Genomic DNA, 21777 nt, shown 5'->3' with positions numbered 1-21777 from the left:
TGTATGCGCTCAAGGCTTCTTGTGACCGCGGCCGTCGCCGCGGCGTTCACCGTGCAATCGGCCCATGGCCAGGCAGTGACCTACGCCCATATCGATGAGGTCAAGCCCGCGCCGGTGCCGCAAAAACCGGCCGCAACCGACGATACGCCCGAGGAAATCGCCGAGGACGCGGCGCGCGACCTCAAGGATACCCGCTTCTACAACAAGCCCGGCGCCACCCGCGCGCAATATGACGCCGACTGGCAGGATTGCCGGCTGATCGCGCGCGGATCGCGCACGCCGGGCGGGATGATCCCGGTCTATTACAATCCGCAGATCATCTCGCCGGTCGCGGCGGGCGCGGGCGGGCTGATCGGCGGGCTGATCGGCAGCGCGATCTCGCAGGGCAAGCAGCGCCGCGCCAATCGCCGCGCCTGCCTGCTGATCAAGGGCTGGCGGCTGATAGACGTGCCGTCGGACACCGCCGCGAAGGTCGGCGCGATGACCGATGCCCAGCGCAACGACTATTTCAACTCGATCGTCGGCGCGCAGCAGGTGATGGGCGGGATCACCGAGCGCACCAGCTTCGTGATCGGGCCCGATCGCAAGCTCAAGCTCGATGCGCCGCTCAGCGGGCCGGGCACGCTCTATCTGGGCAAGAAGGTGGATCCCAAGGTGCCCGTGGTGGTCGCGCCCGGCGAGGCGGTGCTCGTCTTCGGCTTCCGCCGCCCGGACGAGGGCAGCGCCGGCAAGTCGGGCAATTTCTCGATCACCCGCTATGACGTGAACGTCCGCGACCTGCTCTACCGGCCCAAGGACTGGAAGAAGACCGGCGACACGACGACCTATACGCTGAACGCCAGGACCAAGGATCGCAAGGCGCTGTACGAGGTGCATGCGATGCGGATCACGCCGGGCGATTATGTGATCTCGTCGAGCGCGGCGGGCAATCTGCCGAGCTCGAACACCTATTGCTTCGGCGCGCCGACCTTCCATGTCGAGGCGGGCGACACCGTCTATCTGGGCGATTTCGTGCCCTATATGGGCGTGGGGCTGGCGAACGGCGAATGGCTCAACGCCATGGCCTGGACCTCGCACATCGAGGATGCGCGCGGCGTGCTGAGCGCCGGCCAGCCCGCGCTCGCCGCGTCGCTGAAACCGGCGCCGCTGCGTGATCGCGCCACCTATGCCTGCTCGGCGATGACCATGGATCGCTGGGACCTGCCCGGCGTCGAGGACCTGCCCGAGCTGCCGTCGCAGCCGGTCGCGGCACCGGCGCCTGCTCCCGCCGTGGCGACGCCCGCTACCCGCTGAACCGGTGCGCGGGGCCGGGGGTCGCCGATCCTCAGCCCCGCGCGCGCAGCCAGACGCCCAGGCGGGTGCGGATCGGCACGTCCCAGAAGCGATAGGCCAGCCAGGCCACCAGCAGCAGCAACGGCACCAGCGCGGTGCCGATCGCGAGCAGCTGGCCCGTCGATGCATGCCCCGTCGCGACGAAGTTCATCCAGAGATAGAGGAACGGGAAATGGGTGATGTAGATCGGGTAGGAGATGCGCCCGCTCGCCTTGCATAGCCAGAGCATGCCGCGCCCCGCCTCGGAATGGCGGCCCGCGACGAGGATCGCGGGAAAGATCAGGATGACCACCAGCGCCTCGTAGAGCCCGTTGATCTTGATCCCGCCCACCGGCGGCAGCGTCGGCGCGGCGATCGCGGCGAGCATCGCGATCGACAGCGGCAACCAGCCGATCCTTATATCGGGCAGCCGGTCGCGCACCCGGTAGAGCCACAGTCCGGTGAGGAACGGGAAGAACAGCCGCACCGGCGCCATCCAGAAGGTCTCCCAATAGGAGCCCTGGTCGAGCGTGCCGTGCAGCGTCGCCCCGACCGCCAGCACCACGCCGCTCGCCACCGCCAGCAGCGCGAGCCAGCGCGCGCGCAGCCGGCGCAGCACCAGTGCATAGGCGAGGTTGCCGATATACTCCTGGAACAGCGTCCAGATCGGCCCATTGAGCGGGTGGGTGTCGGTCCAGCGATTGGCCAGCGGCCAGCTCGGCAGCGCGAACAGGCACAGCGCAAAGGCGCCCAGCACCGAGGCCAGCGGCACCGCCTGCAATTTGCCGGCAAAGGGATCGAACAGATAGCTCGCCAGCCCGAGCAAGGCGCCGAGGATCACCAGCGGGTGCAGCCGGATCAGCCGTAGCGCGATGAAGCGGCCGGTGGTCATCCGCTCCCAGCGATCGTCATAGGCATAGCCGATCACGAAGCCCGACAGCGCGAAGAAGAAATCCACCGCGAGCGGGGCGTGGTGCAGCACCACCTTGGCGCCGTCCCACATCACGGTGATGCCCTGGATGTGGAAGATCACCACGATCAGCGCGGCGGTCCCGCGCAGGCCGTCCAGGACTTCGAAATGTTCCTTGCCGGTGGCGGTCCGGTCGGGGGTTTCCGTGTCGATGGTCGCGGCGGCATCCCCTGCCGCCGGCGTTCCTGCGCGTTCCGTCACTAGCCTCTCCGCCCTGTTTGTGCGGATTGGTGTCGGGGTTCGATGAAAACCGCAAGCCCGATTGCCGCCGGGCTCAGACGCCCACCGTCACCCCGGCCTTGTGCCGGGGTCCACCGGGAGGCAGGTGCTGGACAGGAGGCTCGCCCGGCAGAGCGGGAGACTTGGTGGACCCCGGCACAAGGCCGGGGTGACGCGGCATTTGCGGAAATCGCTCGCCACAGCCCCTGAACGTCGATGTCTCCTAAACCTGCCCCGCCGCCTCCAGGATCAGGCGCGCGATCGCCTGCGGATGCGAGATCAGCGAGACATGGCTCGACCTGAGCTCGATCGTCGTCGCGCCCATCCGCTTCGCCATGAAGCGCTCGAGATCGGGGTTGATCGTGCGGTCCTCGGTCGAGACGGCATACCAGCTCGGCTTGCTGCGCCACGCCGCCTGGGTGGTTCGGCCGGTCAGCAGCAGCTTGTGGAAGGGCTGCTGCACCGCGAAGAGCGCCTTCGCCTTGCGGGGCGGCAGGTCGCCGGCGAAATCGCGCAGGAACGCCGTTTCGCCCAGCCGGCCCTCGTCGCCGTCATAGACGATGCCGGCGCTCGCCAGCGACGTCGGGTATTTCGCGGCGAGCGCCGCATAATCCTCGCCGGCATCGGGCGCGCGTGCGGCGACATAGACCAGCGACGACACGTTCGGATGCATGCCCGCCTCGGTGACGATCATGCCCGAGAAGCTGTGCCCGGCCAGCACCGTCGGCCCGTCCTGGCGATCGAGCACGCGCGTCGCCTCGGCCACCGCGTCGGGCAGGCTGGTCAGCGGGTTCTGCACCGAGGTGACGTTGAGCCCGCGATCCTGGAGTAGCGGGATCACTTCGGACCAGGACGAGCCATCGGCGAACAGGCCGTGGACGAGCACCACGTTGCGCGCCTTCACGGGCGCGGGGCGAGCGAGCGCAGGGCCGGCCAGCGTCACGGCAAGCGAAGCAAGCGCGGCACGGGAAAAGCCGCGGCGGTCGAGCGGGATCGGGGGCATGGGGCGCAACTCCAATGGAGGGCGGGATGCTCGCGGATATGCGCCCGGAAACCGGTCTTCCCAATCATCCAAAGGTTTGCCGCCGCGCAACCGCGCTTGCGCAACGCGCATTCACGAGGAAGTGAAGATGTATTGCAAACGATTCTCAATAGTATTAGGGCCCTGCGCGACGTCGCCGGAAGCGCGACGCACCATCCGCAGGAAAAGGGATCTGCAATCTTGACGTTCAAGCTTACCCTCTCGCTCGGTGCCGCGCTGTGCGCGCTCGCCACGCCCGCCTTCGCCCAGACGGCGGACGCGCAGAAGCCGGCGGAGGATGGGGAGATCGTCGTCAGCGGCCGCTATACGATCCCCGACAAGATCGACACCGCGACCGGGCTGGGCCTTACCGTGCGCGAGACGCCGCAATCGGTGAGCATCGTCACCGCCCAGCGCATCCTCGACCAGAATCTGATCAGCGTCGCCGATGTCATCAACAACGCGGTCGGCGTCGCGGTCAACGAAGTCGATGACGTCCGCAACACCTTCTACGCGCGCGGCTTCGAGATCCGGAATACCCAGGTGGACGGCGTTCCCGCCGCCTGGACGCTCGCCGGCGGCAATGGCGAGACCAGCATCGACATGTCGATCTATGAGCGCGTCGAGATCGTGCGCGGCGCGACTGGTCTGCTCTCGGGTGCCGGCGATCCCTCGGCCTCGGTCAACCTTGTCCGCAAGCATGCCGATGCGAAGGAATGGACCGGCTATGTCGACGCCAGCGCCGGCAGCTGGAACACCTATCGCGTCTCGGCCGATGTCGGCGGCGCGCTCGACGCGGATGGTCGCATCCGCGTTCGCGCGGTGGGCCGCTACGAGAATGGCAAGAACTTCACCGATCTGCTGCACACCAAGAAGTACGTGCTCTACGGCGTGGTCGATGCCGATGTGACCGACACCACGCTGGTCCGCGCGGGCATCAGCTATCAGGACACCAAGCCCAAGGGCGCGACCTGGGGTGCGCTGCCGACCTTCTACAATGACGGATCGGTCACCACCGACCTGGACCGCTCGCAGACCACCGCGGCCGACTGGACCTATTGGAACTCGACCAACCGCAACATCTTCGCCACGATCCGCCAGGAGATCGGCGATCGCTGGAGCATCACCGCCAACTACAACCAGCTGCGCAACACCGGCGATACCCAGCTGCTCTACATGTACGGCACTGCCGATCGCGCGACCGGCACGATCGCCAGCAGCAACCCCTACAAGTCGAAGGGCGTGAGCACGCAGGAAAGCTTCGACGGGCAGATCAAGGGCAGCGTCAAGCTGTTCGGCCGCGATCACGAAGTCGTGCTCGGCGCGCTGCACAGCGTGCTCAACCGCTACACCGACAATTTCGTGGCGCCCTATACCGAGAATAACCCGGCCTGGGGCACCGGGCTGAACTCCTGGGCCACCAACGTGCCCGTCCTGGGCCGCGAAGGCGCGCTCTTCCCCGAGCCGGTATTCGGCACCACGGCGGTGCGCAACGAGCAGGAGCGGATCGAGCAGACCGGCTATTATGGCGCGGTCCGCCTCAACATCGCCGATCCGCTCAAGATCATCGCCGGCGGCCGCCTCGCCAGCTGGCACCAGCGCGGCTTCGCGTGGAGCGGCTCGAGCAACTACGGCAAGAGCGACGAGTTCATCCCCTATGTCGGCGCGCTGCTCGACATCACCTCGAACCACCGGCTCTATGCGAGCTACACCCGGATCTTCCAGCCCCAGAACCTGCGCACCCGCACGCTCGAGCTGATCGCGCCGCTCGAGGGCAAGGCCTATGAGGTCGGCCTCAAGAGCGCCTTCTTCAACGATGCGCTGCAGACCTCGGTCGCGCTGTTCCGCATCGAGCAGGACAATGTCGGCCAGCCCGACATCATGGTCACCCCGCCGGGCGGCGGCCTGCCGCAGCAGACCTATGTCGCCGCGCAGGGCGTGACCAGCCAGGGCTTCGAGATCGAGGCGACCGGCAAGCTGCTCCCCGGCTGGAACATCAATTTCGGCTACAGCCAGTTCAAGGCCGAGGACCGCAACGACGTGGCCGCCAATACCGAGCAGCCGCGCCGCCTGCTCAAGCTGTTCACCACCTACACGCTCGATCGCCTGACCTTCGGCGGCGGCGTCAACTATCGCAGCGAAGCCTATACCGTCGCGGCCAACCCGGTCACCGGCGCGCCCTTCCGCTTCGAGCAGGGCGGCTTCGCGCTGGTCAGCCTGATGGCGCGCTATGCGGTGAGCGACAATCTGTCGGTCCAGGCCAATGTCGAGAACCTGCTCGACAAGACCTATTACAGCCAGATGGGCACGTTCAGCCAGTATCGCTACGGCGCGCCGCGCAACTTCACGGTCGGCGCCAGCTACCGCTTTTGATAAGGGGGCAGGGAGGCGTGTCCGGCGCCTCCCTCGTCCCAGGCTAGGAGAGTGACGATGAAGAAGCTTCTGCTTGCCGCCGCCGCGATGCTGATCGCCGCGCCGGCCGTGGCGCATGAGATCTGGGTCGAGCATGACGGCAAGGGCCCGGCGCGCATCTATCTGGGCGAGCCCAACGAAGCGGTGCCCGCCCAGGGCGACCCCGAATTCCCCAAGCTGCAAAAGCCGCAGCTGGTCGGCAGCACGGGCGCGCTCACCCGCCGCGCCAACCATATCGAAGCCGCGATCCCGGGCACCGGCGATGTCCGGGTGCGCGACGATGCGGTGTTCGCGCCCTGGCAGGCCGGCGACGCGAAGCAGGGCGCGATCTTCTACGCCCGCGCCGGCCGCAGCGAGACCAGCCACAAGCTCGATCTCGAGCTGGTGCCGGTGGCGGCGAACAGCGACCAGTTCACCCTGTTCTTCCGCGGCAAGCCGCTCGCCGACGCCAAGCTGTCGATCATCACCCCCGATCGCTGGCAGAAGAGCTTCACCACCGATGCCGCGGGCCGCATCACCGTGCCGCAGCTCGGCGCCGGCCGCTATCTGGTCAGCGCCTCGCACACCGAGACCGCCCCGGCGAAGCTGAGCGGCCAGGACGTCGCCAGCGTGATGCACATCTCGACGCTGACCTTCGTCCGCTGATCGGCAACGGGATGCGTATGCGGCATGGCCGTACGTACGCATCCCATGTTGCCACGCAGCAGCGATTGCCCCACTAGTCGCCCCGGATAGCTGGGGACGAAAGCTTGGCGAGCAGCGCCGCACCTCTGTTCGACGCGGGAACGATCGCCGATCGGTGGATCGCGGACTATTGCGCGTCCGCCCCGCGCGACGACGTGCTCTGCGCGCGCGGCGCCGCCGGAGACGCCTGGTCCGCCGTGTTCGAGGAACTGGCCGGGCTCGCCGGCGACAATCTCGAGACCGCCCGAGAACGCGCGCATCGCCATGCCGAGGATATCGGCACCGGCTTCCGCATCGCCGGCGAAGGCGAGGAGCGCCCCTGGCCGCTATCGCCGATCCCGCTGCTGATCCCCCAGGCCGAATGGGACGGCATCGCCACCGGCATCGCCCAGCGCGCCGAAGTGATGGAGCAGGTGCTCGCCGATCTCTACGGCCCGGGCAGGCTGGTCGCCGACGGGCATGTGCCGGCCGCGCTCGTCACCGGCAGCCCCTTCTTCCTGCGCCCGCTCGCCAATTCGGTGCCGCCGGGCGGCTATCATCTCCAGGCGCTGGCGATCGACCTGTGCCGCGGGCCCAACGGCGAATGGCGCGTCCTCGCCGATCACCTGCGCGCGCCCGCCGGCGCCGGCTATGCGCTCGAGAACCGGCTGGCGATGGCGCAGACGCTCGACGGGCTCCAGACCCGGCTCAACATCGCCCGCCACGCGCCCTTCTTCGCGGCCTTCCGCGAAGGGCTGGCCGCGCGCTGCCGCCGCGCCGAGCCGCGCATCGCGCTGCTCACGCCCGGCCGGCTCAACCCGAGCTATGCCGAGCAGGCGCATCTCGCCCGCTATCTCGGCTGGCTGCTGGTCGAGGGTGCCGATCTCGCGGTGCTCGACGACAAGCTCTATGTCCGCACCATCGCCGGCTTGAAGCGCGTCGATGCGCTGTGGCGGCGGCTCGATCCGCGCCTGCTCGATCCGCTCGCGCTCGACAGCCATTCGACGATCGGCGTGCCGGGGCTGGTCGATGCGATGGTCGCGGGCAATGTCGTCATCGCCAATGCGCCGGGCGCCGGGCTGCTCGAGGCGCCGGCCTTTGCCGCTTTCCTCCCCCGGCTCGCCGAGCTGCTGACCGGCGAGGGGCTCAAGCTCCCCAATATCGCCACCTGGTGGTGCGGGCAGGACGATGCCCGCGCGCATGTCGAGGCGGAGCTCGACCGGCTGCTGGTCAAGTCCGCCTTCGGCGTCCCGCCGCTCGGCCTGCCCGGGGCCAAGGCGGTGCTGGGCTCCGCCATTCAGGGCGAGGCGCGCGCCGCTTTGCTCGCCGACATGGCGCGCCGGCCGCAGGATTATGTCGGACAGGAAGTCGTCCATCTCTCGACCATGCCGGTGGTCGCGGAGGACCGGCTGGCCGCGCGCCCCTTCACCCTGCGCGTGTTCGCGGCGCGTGGGCCGGATGGCGCCTGGACGGTGCTGCCCGGCGGCTTCGCCCGGATCGGCGAGCATGCCGATGCCCGCGCCGCGGTGATGGGCGAGGGCATGTGGTCCGCCGACGTCTGCGTCCATGGGCCCGATCCGGTCGAGCCGGTGTCGCTGCTGCCCTCGGGCGATTCGACCCAGCTGCGCCGCAATCCGGGGACCCTGCCCAGCCAGGTGGCCGACAACATGTTCTGGCTCGGCCGCTATCTCGAGCGCGGCGAGGCGCAGCTCGGGGTGATCCGGGTGCTGCTCGGCAATTCGATCAGCGCGGATACCGGCGCGGCGCTCGCCGCCGATACGGTGCGCAAGCTGACCGACATCCTGGTGAGCAGCAACGCCGCACCCGCGCCGGCCGGCCTCAAGCGCTCGGACCTCACCCATCTCGCCCGCGCCGCGCTGGAGGATGGCGAGGGCTGGTACAGCGTCGCCTCGATCAACGCCCAGGCCCGGCTGATCGGCCAGGTCTCGCGCGACCGCCTTGCCGCTGACATGGTCCGGCTGCTCGACGCGCCTTTCCCGACGCGCGGCACGCTGCTGGAGAAAGCCGGCTCGCTGCAGCGGCGCTATTCGGCGCTGGCCGGGCTCGCCGCCGAGCATATGGGCCGCACCGATGCCTGGTGCTTCCACGACATGGGCCGGCGCGTCGAGCGGGCGATGGCGACGCTCGGCTTCCTGCGCGCCTTTGGCCGGCCGGATGCGACCAGCGACGATCTCGGCACGCTGCTCGACCTGGCGGACAGCCAGATCAGCTATCGCCAGCGCTATCTGACCGGCATCGCCCGGGTGCCGGTGCTCGATCTGGTCACGCTCGATCCGGGCAATCCGCGCGGCATCGCCTATCAGGTCGCGGCGATCTCGGGCCATCTCAACAAGCTGCCGGTGCTGTCCGATGACGGCTTGGCCGAGCCGCAGCAGGAGCAGGCGCGCGAGCTGGCCGCCATCCTGGTCACCGCGCATGCGACCCGGATGGACGACGCCCTGCTTTCCGTGCTGGAGCAGCGCCTCGCCAATCTGTCGGACGCGATCGCGCGCCGCTATTTCCTGCAAGGGTCAGAGCCGCTGCGCGCCGCCGGGCTCGTCCTCGCCTGATGCTCTACCGCATCCGCCACGTCACCCGGTTCGACTATGCGCAGCCGGTCGGCTTCGCGCGGTGCAATCTGCGGCTCAAGCCGATCCTCTGGTCGGGCCAGGAAGTGCTCGACTATGCGCTGTCGGTCGAGCCGGGCGGGCGCACCTTTCCGGCGCGGGCCGAAGCCGGGCTCGCCAATGTCGTGCGGCTGGTGATGGAGAACGCCACCAGCACGCTGACGATCGAGAGCAGCGCGCGCATCCGGGTCGAGCGCCCGATCCCGGTGCCGTCGTCGTCCGATCCGACGCTGGCAGGGATCGCGCGGCTGGCGCGCGAGAGCCGCGATGCCTCGCCGGCCAGCCCGGCATCCTATCTCTTCCCGTCGCCGCAGATCCCGCTCGATGGCGCGATCGCGCAGTGGTGCGCCCCCGATCTCGCGCCGGATCGCGGCGTGCTCGAAGCCGCCTATGCGCTCGCCACCCGCATCCAGCGCGAATTCGATTTCGATCCGAGCGCGACTTTGGTCGATACGCCGCCGCGCGCCGCCTTCGACAAGCGCCGGGGGGTCTGCCAGGACTTCGCCCAGATCATGATCTCGGGCCTGCGCGCCGCCGGGCTGCCGGCGGCCTATGTCTCGGGCTATCTGCGCACCCTGCCGCCGCCGGGCCAGCCCCGGCTGGTCGGCGCCGATGCCACCCATGCCTGGGTGCTGGTCTGGGCCGGGCCCGATCTCGGCTGGGTCGGCGTCGATCCCACCAACGGCATCTGGATGGCCGAGGACCATGTCGTGATGGCGATCGGCCGCGACTATGCCGAGATCGCCCCGATCGACGGCATCGTGCTCGGCTCGGGCGCGCAGGACATGCATGTGTCCGTCGATGTCGAGCCGCTGGAGGAAGCGGGCACCTAATTCCCCTCCCTTCTCTGCTCCCCGGCGAAGGCCGGGGTCCAGGGTAACGGAGCCATGTCCCTTGCGGCCCTGGGCCCCGGCTTTCGCCGGGGAAGCGCTGGAACAGTCGGCTTTCTCGCTGGCGGGAGTTTTATCCGCAACTCTTGCGTTAGGAACCAGACACGCCGAAATACGGCGCGTCCAAAGGGGTTTTGATGGCTGCTGATCCGTATTCCGTCCTGAATGTCGCACGTGGCGCGAGCGAGGCCGATATCAAGAAGGCCTATCGTAAGCTCGCCAAGGAGCTGCATCCGGACCGCAACAAGGACAATCCCAAGGCGGCGGAGAAGTTCAGCCAGGTCACCCAGGCCTATGACCTGCTGACCGACAAGGACAAGCGCGCCCGCTTCGATCGCGGCGAGATCGATGGCGAGGGCAATCCGGTCAATCCGTTCGGCGCCGGCTTCGGCGGTGGCTTTGGCGGCGGCAATCCCGGCGCCGGCCAGGGCGGTTTCCGCGCCGATTTCGGCGGCGGCGATGGCGGCGGCTTCGGCGACATCTTCGAGGGGCTGTTCGGCGGCATGGGTGGTCGGCGCGGTGGCGGCGGCTTCTCGGGCGGCTTCGGCGATTTCGGCCGGCGCGCGGCGCCCAAGGGCGCGAACGTCGCCTATCGCCTCGCGGTGTCGTTCGAGGATGCGGCGAAGCTCGCCCCCCAGCGCATCACGCTGCGCGACGGCAAGACGCTCGACCTAAAGCTTCCCGCCGGCGTCGAGACCGGCACCCAGATGCGCCTCGCCGGCAAGGGCGAGGAAGGCGCCGGCGAGCCGGGCGATGCGATCGTCACGATCGAGATCCAGCCGCACCGCTTCTACGAGCGCCAGGGCGACGATATCCGGCTCGACCTGCCGGTCACCCTGTCGGAAGCCGTGCTCGGCGCCGAGGTCCGCGTGCCGACGCCGGACGGCGCGGTGATGCTCAAGGTTCCCAAGGGCTCGTCCTCGGGCAAGGTGCTCCGTCTCAAGGGCCGCGGCTTCCACAAGAAGGCGCCAGGAACCGGTGGCGGCCGCGGCGATCTGCTCGTCACGCTGATGGTCGAGCTGCCGGTAAATGACGATGCGCTGATCGAGTTCGCCCAGGGCTGGACCGACAAGGGGAACCCGCGTGGCCGCATGGGCGTCTAACGCCTTGTGACGACAGGGGAAGATACGGGCGCCGCGCAGGCGAAGCCGGGGCTTGGATCCCGCATCCTCGGCCTGCTCGCCCGCATCGGCCTGGGCCCCAGATTCTGGCATGTCACCAAGCGTGTGGTGATCGGCACGTTCAACGACGGCTTCACCTATGCCGGCAACCTTGCCTATCTCAGCCTGGTAACGCTCTTCCCCTTCTTCATCGTCGCGGCGGCGATCGCCCAGCTGTTCGGCCGCAGCTCGGAGGGGATCCACACGCTGGAGGCGTTCCTCCACACCGTGCCGCCCGACGTCGCCGACCTGCTGCGCAAGCCGGTGTCCGACGTGCTGATGGCGCGGACGGGCAACCTGCTCTGGTTCGGCGCGATCGTCGGCCTGTGGACGGTCGCCGGCTTCATCGAGACGATCCGCGGCATCCTCCGCCAGGCGTACGGCGTCCGCTCGAGCACGCCCTTCTGGCAATATCGGCTGGGGGCGATCGGGATGATCATCGCCTCGGTGATCATCACCATGGCGGCGTTCAGCTTCCAGGTGATCCTCACCGGCGTCGAGCAGTTCCTCTACACGATCTTCCCCTGGGCGTCGGAGGCGCAGCGCATCGTCTCGCTCACCAAGATCGCGCCGGCGGTGGCGCTGTTCGGCGCGCTCTACATCCTGTTCTACTCGCTGACGCCCAGCCGCTACCGGAAGAGCAAATGCCCGAAATGGCCCGGCGCGCTGTTCACCGCGGCCTGGTGGTTGCTGGTTACCGCCCTGTTGCCCAAAATCCTCGGTACGCTGGGAAATTACGATCTGACCTATGGAAGCCTTGCAGGCGTGATGATCGCACTGATCTTCTTCTTCCTCGTTGGGCTGGGGCTGGTAGTCGGCGCCGAGTTGAATGCGGCTCTGGCGGAAACGCCCGAAACGGGTCTAGAGGAGCCGCGTAAGAATGGAGAATAGCGCGTCGTGACCGGATTGATGCAGGGCAAGCGTGGGCTGATCATGGGCCTCGCCAATGACAAGAGCCTCGCCTGGGGCATCGCAAAGCAGTTGCGCGAGCAGGGCGCCGAGCTGGCGTTCAGCTATCAGGGCGATGCGCTGCTGAAGCGCGTGAAGCCGCTGGCCGAGCAGCTGGGCTCGGACACGCTGATCGATTGTGACGTGTCGGACATGGACGCGCTCGATGTGGCGTTCGACACGCTCAAGGCGAAGTGGCCGACGATCGACTTCGTCGTCCATGCGATCGGCTTCTCGGACAAGTCGCAGCTGCGCGGCAAGTTCTACGATACCACGCTCGACAATTTCCTGATGACGATGAACATCTCGGCCTACAGCCTCGTCGCCGTCGCCAAGCGCGCGCGCGCGATGATGCCCGAGGGCGGCTCGATCCTGACGCTGACCTATTACGGCGCCGAGAAGGTGATCCCGCACTATAACGTGATGGGCGTCGCCAAGGCCGCGCTGGAGACCAGCGTGAAGTATCTCGCGGTCGACATGGGCCCGGAGAATATCCGGGTGAACGCGATCTCGGCCGGTCCGATCCAGACGCTGGCGGCGCGCGGTATCGGTGACTTCAACTATATCCTCAAGTGGAACGAGCTGAACTCGCCGATGCGCCGTACCGTGACGATCGAGGACGTCGGCGGCGCGGGCCTCTACCTGCTTTCGAATCTCTCCGCTGGCGTGACCGGCGAAATCCACCATGTGGATGCGGGCTACAACGTGATCGGCATGAAGGCCGAGGACGCGCCGGACATCGCGCTCTCGTGAGCATCGTCGTGCGCCCCGCTACCGGCGGGGACGTGGCGGCGATCGACGCGCTGCTGCGCCGTTCCTTCCCGGCGGAGGACGAGGCGCGGCTGGTCCAGCGGCTGTGCATCGACGGCGACATGGTGCTGACGCTGGTGGCCGACGATGAGGAAACCGGCGCGCTGGCCGGCATGGTCGCGTTCAGCCGGATGGAGGTGGAGATCGCCGGCAAGGCCATCGCCGCCGTCGCGCTGGCGCCGCTGGCGGTGGAAAAGGCCTGGCGCCAGCAGGGTGTCGGCGAGGCGCTGGTCCAGGCCGGGATCGCGCAGCTGCAGGCTGCCGGCGCGATGCTCTGCTTCGTGCTGGGCGAGCCGGGCTATTATGAGCGCTTTGGTTTCGTGGCCGAATGGGCGCAGGGATTTGCCTCGCCCTATGCCGGTGAGTATCTGATGGCGCTGCCGCTTCAGGGTGGCGCCATGCCGTGCGGGGTGCGCGGCGCCGCGACGCATGCGCAGGCGTTCACAGGGTTGAGCCGCGATGTTTGAGCTGAATGCCAACCTCTTCCTGTTTGTCTTGCCGCTCTCGTGGGGGGTGGATCGGTTCGCTATGGGCCGCAAATCACGGGTGCCGACAGGGCCGGCGTTGCTGCAGGCCGCGAGAGGGCTGCCTGGATTGTATATTCTGGCCCTCTTCCCTTGGGCCGCCCTGAACTTGCTCGATCTCTCCTTCTTCTCACTGGCGGGTTTTGGCGTTTTCGCGCTCTCTTTGGTGGTCGCCATCCCCGTGCTTCTCGCTTTCAAAACCTTGTGGGATCGGACAGTAGCAAGGCGATGAGCTACAATACCTTCGGACGCGTCTTCCGCTTCACCACCTGGGGCGAGAGCCATGGCCCGGCGCTGGGCGTCGTCGTCGACGGGTGCCCGCCGGGGATCGCCTTGTCCGAAGCCGATATCCAGCCCTATCTCGACAAGCGCCGCCCCGGCCAGTCACGCTTCACCACCCAGCGGCAGGAGCCGGACCAGGTCCGCATCCTCTCCGGCGTGTTCGAGGGGCGGACGACGGGAACGCCGATCAGCCTGATGATCGAGAATGTCGACCAGCGTTCGAAGGACTATTCGGAAGTCGCGGTCGCCTATCGCCCCGGCCATGCCGACTATGCCTATGACGCCAAATACGGCTTCCGCGACTATCGCGGCGGCGGGCGCAGCTCGGCGCGCGAGACCGCGGCGCGGGTGGCGGCGGGCGCGATCGCCCGGCTGGTCATTCCCGAAGTGACGATCACCGGCTGGGTCGAGGCGATCGGCCACGCGCCGATCCTCTATTCGCGCTTCGATGCCGCCGAGATCGACCGCAACGCCTTCTTCTCCCCCGATGCCGAAGCAGCGGCCCAGTGGGAGACGCTGGTCGACGCGGCGCGCAAGGCCGGCTCGTCGCTGGGTGCCACGGTCACCTGCGAGGCTACCGGCGTGCCGGCGGGCTGGGGCGCGCCGCTCTATGCCAAGCTCGACAGCGAGCTTGCCGCTGCGATCATGTCGATCAACGCGGTGAAGGGCATCGAGATCGGCGACGGCTTCGCGGCCGCGCTGGCGACGGGCGAGGCCAATGCCGACCCGATGCGCCCCGGCGCCGATGGTCCCGAGTTCCTCGCCAACCATGCGGGCGGCATTGCCGGCGGCATCTCGACCGGCCAGCCGGTGCGGGTTCGCGCGGCGTTCAAGCCGACCAGCTCGATCCTGACGCCAGTGGAGACGATCAACCGCGCCGGCGAGGCGGCCGAGATCCGCACCAAGGGTCGGCATGATCCCTGCGTCGGCATTCGCGGCGTGCCTGTGGTCGAGGCGATGATGGCGCTGGTCCTGGCCGACCAGAAGCTGCTCCACCGCGCCCAGGTGGGCTGATTCGTTCGGTAACGACGGAAACCGGTTCAGGCTTTGAAAGCCGGCCCGATCGATGGATCCGGCCGGCTTTTACTTGTCTGCCACATTTCGGCCCATCTCTCTTCCGGCTCTGTTCACTGCCCAGCCGTGTGCCTCGCAGGGTTGGCTGAAATGCGTGGAAACAATCCAGACATGTGCTGCCGCTCCAACGGTCCTCGGCAAAAACCGAAGGAGGATTGCCCAGTTATGTTGCTCAAAACCCTGATCGGCGCCGCGGCGCTGCTTGCTGCTCCGGCGGCCTTCGCCCAGACCACCACTCCTACCGATCCGTCCACCACGACGACGCCGACCGAGACGCCCGCCCCCGCGCCGGCGCCCGATCCGAGCGCCAACGCGCCGGCATCCACGCCGGACGCCAGCACGGCCACGACGGCCCCGGATCCCGCTGCTCCCGCCGAGGATGCTTCGGCATCCACCGAAGCGGACAAGCGGGACCGCAAATATGAGGGCAAGAAGAAGAAGCCCAACTAAGCCACGGGGCGTTGCGCTACCCGCTCTGGCCGGACGGGTAGCGCATAGCCTTGCTTCGATCCGTCCGCGAAAGGATCGCGGACCAGGCCAGATCAGTCCGCGAAAGGATCGCGGACCAGGATCGTGTCCTCGCGCTCGGGGCTGGTCGAAACCAGCGCCACCGGACAGCGGATCAGCTCTTCCACGCGGCGGATATATTTGATCGCAGCAGCCGGCAACTCGGCCCAGCTGCGCGCACCCGCAGTGGTTTCCTGCCAGCCCGGCATCGTCTCATACACCGCTTCGACCGCGGCCTGATCGGCGGCGTTCGACGGGTAATAGTCGATCTCCTCGCCGTGCAGCCTGTAGCCGGTGCAGACCCGGATCTCGTCGAACCCGTCGAGCACGTCGAGCTTGGTCAGCGCGATGCCGGTGATGCCCGACACGGCTGCCGACTGGCGCAGCAGCACTGCATCGAGCCAGCCGCAGCGGCGCTTGCGCCCGGTGACGGTGCCGAACTCATGGCCGCGCGTGCCGAGCCGCTCGCCCACGTCGTTGTCCTGCTCGCTCGGGAACGGGCCCGAGCCGACGCGAGTGGTATAGGCCTTGGCGATACCCAGCACGAAGCCGACCGCTGCCGGGCCGATGCCCGATCCGGCCGAAGCCGTGCCCGCCACGGTGTTCGACGAGGTGACGAACGGATAGGTGCCGTGATCGATGTCGAGCAGCACGCCCTGCGCGCCTTCGAACAGGATGCGGCGGCCACGCTCGCGCGCGGCATTCAGGTCGCGCCACACCGGCTTGGCGAAGGGCAGGACGAAGCCGGCGATTTCCTCGAGCTGCTGGACGAGCGCGGCGCGGTCGATCGGGCCGACGCCGAAGCCGGCGCGCAGCGCGTCGTGATGCGCGAGCAGGCGATCGAGCTGCGGCTCGAGCTCGCCGAGATGCGCCAGGTCGCAGACGCGAATCGCGCGACGGCCGACCTTGTCCTCATAGGCCGGGCCGATGCCGCGGCGTGTGGTGCCGATCTTGCCGGCGCCGCTGGCGTCCTCGCGCAGCCCGTCGAGCTCGCCGTGCAGCGGCAGGATCAGCGGGCAGGTATCGGCGATGCTCAGCGTGTCGGGCGTCACTTCCACGCCCTGGCCGCGCAGCTTCTCGATCTCGGCCTTGAGCGCCCAGGGGTCGAGCACCACGCCATTGCCGATCACCGAGGGCGTGCCACGCACGATGCCCGAGGGGAGCAGCGAGAGCTTGTAGACATTCTCGCCGACGACGAGCGTATGGCCGGCATTGTGGCCGCCCTGGAAGCGCACGACCATGTCGGCACGTTCGGCGAGCCAGTCGACGATCTTGCCCTTGCCTTCGTCACCCCATTGGGCGCCGATAACCGCTACATTTGCCATGGATACACGTCTCCGCCTGCCGGGGCGGGCCACAAGCCGCCCTTCGACAGGACTCGGCGGCTGGGCGTTACGGGGGCGGGGGCGCAGGGCGCCGAAGCCGCGGCGCGCATGGCCTGCATGCGCGATTCGGTCAAGGCCTTATGCGTCCAGCGCGGTGCGCACCGCGGCGGCAAGCCGGTCCAGGTCGAAGGGCTTGGCGAGGATCGTCTCGCCGGCCACCCGGGCGGTTTCCGGGGCATAGCCGCTGGTCAGCAGCACCTTGAGCCCCGGCACCCTGGCGCGCGCATGCTCCGCCAGCTCGCGGCCGGTCATCTCGGGCATCACCACGTCGCTGAACAGCAGCGAGACGCGCAGCCCGGTGTCGATCAGCCGCAATGCCTCGGGCCCGTCGCGTGCGCCGATCACCTGGTAGCCAAGCTCGCGCAGCGCCTCGAGCGAGAAGTTGCGTACCCGCTCCTCGTCCTCGACCACGAGCACCAGTTCGCCCTCATGTCCTCGTGCCGGGGCGGCGGCCGGGGTTTCGGTGCGCGGCGGCAGCGCGGCGCCCGAATGGGCCGGCAGATAGAGCCGCACGGTGGTGCCGCGCCCTTCCTCGGTATCGATCCCCACCGCGCCGCCTGACTGGCGGACGAAGCCGAACACCTGGCTCAGGCCCAGCCCGGTCCCCTTGCCCACCCCCTTGGTGGTGAAGAAGGGATCGAAGGCGCGGGCTGCCACTTCGGGTGTCATGCCGGTGCCGCTGTCGGTCACTGCGATCTCGACATAGTCGCCGGGCTGCAGTTCCAGCTCCGCCGCCTCGGCCGCCTCGAACCGGGCATTGGCGGTGGCAAGCACCAGCTTGCCGCCATGCGGCATCGCGTCGCGCGCATTGACCGACAGGTTGAGGATGACATTCTCGAGCTGGTTGGGATCGGCGAGCAGCGGCGACACGCCGGCGGGCAGCACGGTTTCCACCGTGACATCGTCGCCCAGCGTGCGGACGAGCAGCTCGATCATCCCGTGCACCATCTCGTTGGCATCGATCGCCATCGGCGCGAGCGGTTGCTGGCGCGAGAAGGCGAGCAGCCGCTGGGTGAGCGTGGCGGCGCGGTTTGCGCCTTCGCGGGCGGCGCTGATATATTTGTCGAGGTCGCGGTTGCCTTGCTTCACGCGGCGCTCGAGCAGGTCGAGCGCGCCGATCACAACCGCGAGCATGTTGTTGAAGTCATGGGCGATGCCGCCGGTCAGCTGGCCCACTGCCTCCATCTTCTGTGCCTGGCGCAACCGTGCCTCGGCTGCCATCAACTGCTCGGTCCGCTCGCGCACCGCTGCTTCCAGTGCCTCGCGCGACCGGGCGAGCACTTCACGCGCGTCGACGATGTCCTGGATGTCGGTGCAGGTGCCGAACCAGCGGGTGATCGCGCCCTGCTCGTCGCGCACCGGCTGGGCGCTGCCGAGCACCCAGCGATACCGGCCCGATCGATGCTTGAGCCGATATTCGATCCGGTAGCGCGCGCCGGTGGCCAGGCTCTGGCGCCAGACGGCCCAGGCGCGTTCCTGGTCTTCGGGGTGGAACATGCCGTTCCAGGCCTCGCCATCGGTGCTGCCCGCCGGCACGCCGGTATATTCGTACCAGCGGTCATTATAGTAATCGTGATAGCCGTCGGGCTGGGTCGACCACACCATCTGGTCGATCGAATTGGCGATGGCGCGGAACTTGGCCTCGCTCTCACGCAGTGCCGCCACTGCCTCGATCCGCTCCACAGCATCCCAGGTCGTCTCTGCCACCGCTTCGATGAACGCGACTTCCTCGGGCGACCAGCGGCGCGGCTCGGCGGTATTGAGCGACATCACGGCCACCCATTGCCCGCCGCGCAGCAGCGGGACGCCGACGCCGGCACCGGCGAAATGGGCGAGGCCGGGCGCCTGTCTCGCGATGTCGTCCAGCACGACGCTGTGCCCGATGCGATAGGCCCGGGCATTGTCGCCCAGCGCCTCGATCGCCAGCGTGCCTTCAAGTGGCGCCAGCCGGTCGCTGGCCCAGGAGGGGCCGAAGCGCACTTCGGCGCCGTGCACCCGGTAGAAGCTCACCCGGTCGAGCCCCATCTGCTCGCCCAGCGCCGCGGCGGTGAAGCGCATCACGGCATCGGCGGTATCGAGCGTGCGCTGCTGATCGGCCAACGCGCCCAGGAATGCCTGGGCCTCGTTCGCTTCGCGCAGCTCCTCGGCGGCGTCGCGCGCGGCTTCCTCGGCCAGCTTGCGCTCGGTGATGTCGAAGGCGACGCCGGGGAAGCGCAGCGGATCGCCATTCTCGTCGAAGGTCGCCCGCCCCTGCGCGCTCACCCAGCGCGCGGTGCCGTCGGGCTGGAGCAGCCGATATTCCTCGTTGAACGGCACGCGCTCCCGCAGCGTGCGGGCGATTCCCGCCTCGAGCCTGGGGCGATCCTTGGGGTGCACGTTGATGAAGAACTGCTCGATCGGGGTGCCTTTGCCGGCAAGCGCTTCGTCCACTCCGTAGAGCCGCAGGAAGCGCGCATCGGCGGTCACCAGGTCAGCGGGCACGTCCCAGACCCAGGTACCGACGCCGAGCGAGGCGTTCAGCGCCAGCTGCAGGCGCTCCTCGCTTCGGCGCAGTGCTTCCTCGGCGGTGGTCCGCTCGGTGACGTCATTGGCGGCAACGAAGATGTCGGTCGGGTTGCCGTTTGCGTCCTTGATCGGCTGGTAGACGAAATCGAGGAAACGCGTTTCGGGTGGTGCGCCGGGCTGGCGCTGGAGCAGTACCGGAATGCCGTCGGCGCGAAACGGCTCGCCGCTCACATAGACGCTGTCGAGCAGCGAGACGAAGCCCTGGTCGACCACCTCGGGCAGCGCCTCGGCGACGGTCATCCCCAGCACCGGCCGGCCGCCGACCAGCGCGAGATATTCGGAATTGGCGAATTCGAAGCGATGTTCGGGCCCGTGAAGCAGCGCGATCGCCCCCGGCGCCTGCTCGAACAGGTCACGCAGACGCGCCACTTCGGCGAGCCGTGCGCGCTCGGCGAGCACCGTGCGCGTGGTCTCATTGCCCTGGTTGAGCATGCCGGCGACGCGGCCTTCGGCATCGCGCACCGGGGTGAAGCTGTAGTTCCACCAGGTTTCCTGCGGGCGACCGTTCCGCGCCATCATCAGGCGCTGGTCGTAGATCGCGAAGCCGCGGCCGGTGTCGAGCACTTCGCGCATCTGCGGGCCGACGATATCCCAGATATCCGCCCATACCTCGCCGCCGGGCCGGCCCAATGCCCAGGGATGCCGCTCGGCCGGGATCGGCGCCCAGGCGTCATTGTAGAGAAGGAAGAGCTCCGGCCCCCAATAGACCGCGGTGGGGAAGGTCGAGCCCAGTGCCACGTCGAGCGCGAATTTCAGCGCCTCGGGCCAGGTTTCGGGCGGGCCGAGCACATGGTTCGACCAGTCGAACGCACGAATCCGCGCCGCCATCTCGCCTTCGTGATCCAGAAAGCGCAACGCAGCCCCCATGACCCTTCGATGCGGGGCGTGCGCGGCCGAGTCAACTGACTGGATCAACTCGACTTGGCCGCGCGGACGGCTATGGATGGGGCAAAGGAGAGACTTATGAAGCTCGCAAGCCTGAAGAGCGGCCGTGACGGCAAGCTGGTCGTCGTTTCCACCGACCTGGCCTGGTATGCCAGTGCCGACATGATCGCCCCGACCCTGCAGGCGGCGCTAGACAATTGGGACCGGGTGGAAGCCGATCTGCGCAACCTCGCGACCGATCTCGATCATGAGGTGATCCCGCGCGAGCGTTTCCACGAGCGGCTCGCCGCAGCGCCGCTGCCGCGCGCATTCCAATGGGCGGACGGCTCGGCCTATGTGAACCATGTCGCGCTGGTGCGTCAGGCGCGGAATGCCGAGATGCCCGACAGCTTCTGGCATGATCCGCTGATGTACCAGGGCGGCAGCGACGGCTTCCTCGGTCCGCGCGACGCGATCCCGCTCGCCGACGAGAGCTGGGGCTGCGACCTTGAGGGCGAAGTGGTGGTCGTCACCGGCGACGTGCCGCTCGGGGCTTCGCGCGAAGAGGCGCTCGCCGCGATCCGCCTGGTCGGCCTCACCAACGACGTCTCCCTGCGCAACCTGATCCCGGGCGAGCTCGCCAAGGGCTTCGGCTTCTTCCAGTCCAAGCCGGCCAGCGCCTTCTCGCCGGTCTTCGTCACGCCCGATTCGCTGGGCGACTGGTGGCAGGACGGCAAGCTGCACCGCAAGCTGATGGTCGATGTGAACGGCCAGGCTTTCGGCAGGGCCGATGCCGGCGTCGACATGACCTTCGATTTCGGCACGCTCGTCGCCCACGCCGCCAAGACGCGCAAGCTTGGCGCCGGCACGATCATCGGCTCGGGCACGGTTTCGAACCGAGGCGAGGATGGCGGCCCGGGCAAGCCGGTGAGCGAAGGCGGCGTCGGCTATTCCTGCCTCGCCGAGATCCGCACGATCGAGACGATCCGCGGCGGCGCCCCGGTCACGCCGTTCCTCAAGAAGGGCGACACGGTTCGCATCTGGGCCGAGGACGACAAGCACCACCCGATCTTCGGCGTGATCGAGCAGACCGTCGGGGGCTGAATGACGCGGGAGGATCGGCTGTTCGAGCGCGCCCGCGCGATCATGCAGCGGCGGGCCAATGGCCATTACCGGCCGATCCTCCGCCATCTCGCTCGGCGCGGTCATGCGCATGCGATGCTGGAACTGGCCGGGCTGTTCAGCCAGGGCAACGATCCGGCGGACCTGGGCGTGATGTCTCGGGCGGGAACACCGGCCTGGCTCTACCGGCGTGTGTGGATGCGGGGTGGCCCTTATGCGTGCCTTGCCGCGCAGAATCTTGCGATGAGCCGGTTCAACATCGGGGATTTGCACGGCTACCGCCTGTGGCTGCGGCGGGCCCAGATGCTCGGCGACAACGATTCCGGGTTGGAGCTCGATCGCTTCGAGACGCGGCTACCCTTTGGTGATGCGCGCGCGATCGGGCGTGGCCGCCCCTGGCGTCGCAACGAGCGCTGAGCCGGT

The 21777-nt window shown here is 68.3% G+C and carries 18 protein-coding genes; 14 read left to right on the top strand and 4 right to left on the bottom strand.

All coding sequences use genetic code 11. The features are described from left to right. The first annotated feature begins 21 nt into the window (after positions 1-21). Positions 22-1293, top strand: coding sequence for a hypothetical protein (locus HNP52_RS03780; RefSeq protein WP_184162659.1), 1272 nt, complete (start codon positions 22-24; stop codon positions 1291-1293). 31 nt (positions 1294-1324) lie between these two features. Here the strand turns inward: HNP52_RS03780 and HNP52_RS03775 are convergent, their stop codons facing one another. Together HNP52_RS03775 and HNP52_RS03770 are read right to left on the bottom strand one after the other, a co-directional pair. Beyond that, the gene (locus tag HNP52_RS03775) at positions 1325-2482 is read right to left on the bottom strand and encodes an acyltransferase (RefSeq protein WP_311768393.1); all 1158 of its coding nucleotides are present in this window, start codon (positions 2480-2482) and stop codon (positions 1325-1327) included. 241 nt (positions 2483-2723) lie between these two features. After that, positions 2724-3503, bottom strand: a complete 780-nt coding sequence (locus HNP52_RS03770) for an alpha/beta fold hydrolase (protein WP_221416088.1) — start codon at positions 3501-3503, stop codon at positions 2724-2726. Between the two features lie 219 nt (positions 3504-3722). On the opposite strand from HNP52_RS03770, the gene HNP52_RS03765 reads away from it, so the two are divergent. The 11 genes from HNP52_RS03765 (at position 3723) to HNP52_RS03715 (ending at position 15361) form a co-directional block, all read left to right on the top strand. Next, complete coding sequence (locus HNP52_RS03765) at positions 3723-5894, top strand: TonB-dependent siderophore receptor (RefSeq protein ID WP_184162657.1); 2172 nt, start codon at positions 3723-3725, stop codon at positions 5892-5894. A gap of 57 nt (positions 5895-5951) precedes the next feature. After that, entirely contained in the window at positions 5952-6578 is a 627-nt protein-coding gene (locus tag HNP52_RS03760; RefSeq protein ID WP_184162655.1) for a DUF4198 domain-containing protein, read from the top strand. 104 nt (positions 6579-6682) lie between these two features. Further along, entirely contained in the window at positions 6683-9166 is a 2484-nt protein-coding gene (locus tag HNP52_RS03755; RefSeq protein WP_184162652.1) for a circularly permuted type 2 ATP-grasp protein, read from the top strand. Continuing rightward, positions 9166-10056: a transglutaminase family protein gene (locus tag HNP52_RS03750; protein ID WP_184162649.1), complete on the top strand. Its 891-nt coding sequence runs from the start codon at positions 9166-9168 to the stop codon at positions 10054-10056. The genes HNP52_RS03755 and HNP52_RS03750 overlap by 1 nt, the downstream gene beginning before the upstream one ends. 194 nt (positions 10057-10250) lie before the next feature. Further along, the gene (locus HNP52_RS03745; RefSeq protein WP_184162646.1) at positions 10251-11216 is read left to right on the top strand and encodes a DnaJ C-terminal domain-containing protein; all 966 of its coding nucleotides are present in this window, start codon (positions 10251-10253) and stop codon (positions 11214-11216) included. A 6-nt stretch (positions 11217-11222) separates the two neighbouring features. Further along, positions 11223-12164, top strand: coding sequence for a YihY/virulence factor BrkB family protein (locus HNP52_RS03740; protein WP_184162643.1), 942 nt, complete (start codon positions 11223-11225; stop codon positions 12162-12164). Between the two features lie 6 nt (positions 12165-12170). Further along, entirely contained in the window at positions 12171-12974 is an 804-nt protein-coding gene (gene fabI, locus HNP52_RS03735) for an enoyl-ACP reductase FabI (RefSeq protein WP_311768392.1), read from the top strand. Further along, entirely contained in the window at positions 12971-13498 is a 528-nt protein-coding gene (locus HNP52_RS03730) for a GNAT family N-acetyltransferase (RefSeq protein ID WP_184162640.1), read from the top strand. Before fabI ends, HNP52_RS03730 begins: the two co-directional genes overlap by 4 nt. Further along, positions 13491-13787 (top strand): hypothetical protein, encoded by a 297-nt coding sequence (locus tag HNP52_RS03725; protein ID WP_184162638.1) that lies wholly within the window; start codon positions 13491-13493, stop codon positions 13785-13787. The genes HNP52_RS03730 and HNP52_RS03725 overlap by 8 nt, the downstream gene beginning before the upstream one ends. Beyond that, positions 13784-14851 carry a chorismate synthase gene (aroC, locus tag HNP52_RS03720; RefSeq protein ID WP_184162633.1) on the top strand — a complete coding sequence of 356 codons (1068 nt, stop codon included), beginning with the start codon at positions 13784-13786 and terminating at the stop codon, positions 14849-14851. Before HNP52_RS03725 ends, aroC begins: the two co-directional genes overlap by 4 nt. Before the next feature lie 225 nt (positions 14852-15076). Beyond that, positions 15077-15361 (top strand): hypothetical protein, encoded by a 285-nt coding sequence (locus HNP52_RS03715; protein ID WP_184162631.1) that lies wholly within the window; start codon positions 15077-15079, stop codon positions 15359-15361. A gap of 92 nt (positions 15362-15453) precedes the next feature. Here HNP52_RS03715 and HNP52_RS03710 read toward each other — a convergent pair whose 3' ends face one another. Together HNP52_RS03710 and HNP52_RS03705 are read right to left on the bottom strand one after the other, a co-directional pair. Next, positions 15454-16743 carry an adenylosuccinate synthase gene (locus tag HNP52_RS03710; protein WP_184162628.1) on the bottom strand — a complete coding sequence of 430 codons (1290 nt, stop codon included), beginning with the start codon at positions 16741-16743 and terminating at the stop codon, positions 15454-15456. Positions 16744-16881: 138 nt separating this feature from the next. Beyond that, positions 16882-20235 carry a PAS domain-containing protein gene (locus tag HNP52_RS03705; RefSeq protein WP_260395894.1) on the bottom strand — a complete coding sequence of 1118 codons (3354 nt, stop codon included), beginning with the start codon at positions 20233-20235 and terminating at the stop codon, positions 16882-16884. 96 nt (positions 20236-20331) lie between these two features. On the opposite strand from HNP52_RS03705, the gene HNP52_RS03700 reads away from it, so the two are divergent. Continuing rightward, positions 20332-21336, top strand: coding sequence for a fumarylacetoacetate hydrolase family protein (locus HNP52_RS03700; protein WP_184162625.1), 1005 nt, complete (start codon positions 20332-20334; stop codon positions 21334-21336). Next, positions 21337-21771: a hypothetical protein gene (locus HNP52_RS03695; RefSeq protein WP_184162622.1), complete on the top strand. Its 435-nt coding sequence runs from the start codon at positions 21337-21339 to the stop codon at positions 21769-21771. The last annotated feature ends 6 nt before the right edge of the window (positions 21772-21777 follow it).

This window comes from Sphingomonas kyeonggiensis (assembly GCF_014204495.1).
GTDB classification, from domain to species: domain Bacteria; phylum Pseudomonadota; class Alphaproteobacteria; order Sphingomonadales; family Sphingomonadaceae; genus Sphingomonas; species Sphingomonas kyeonggiensis_A.
Note: the sequence above shows the minus strand (reverse complement) of the source record. Positions and strands in the feature narration are given on the sequence as shown.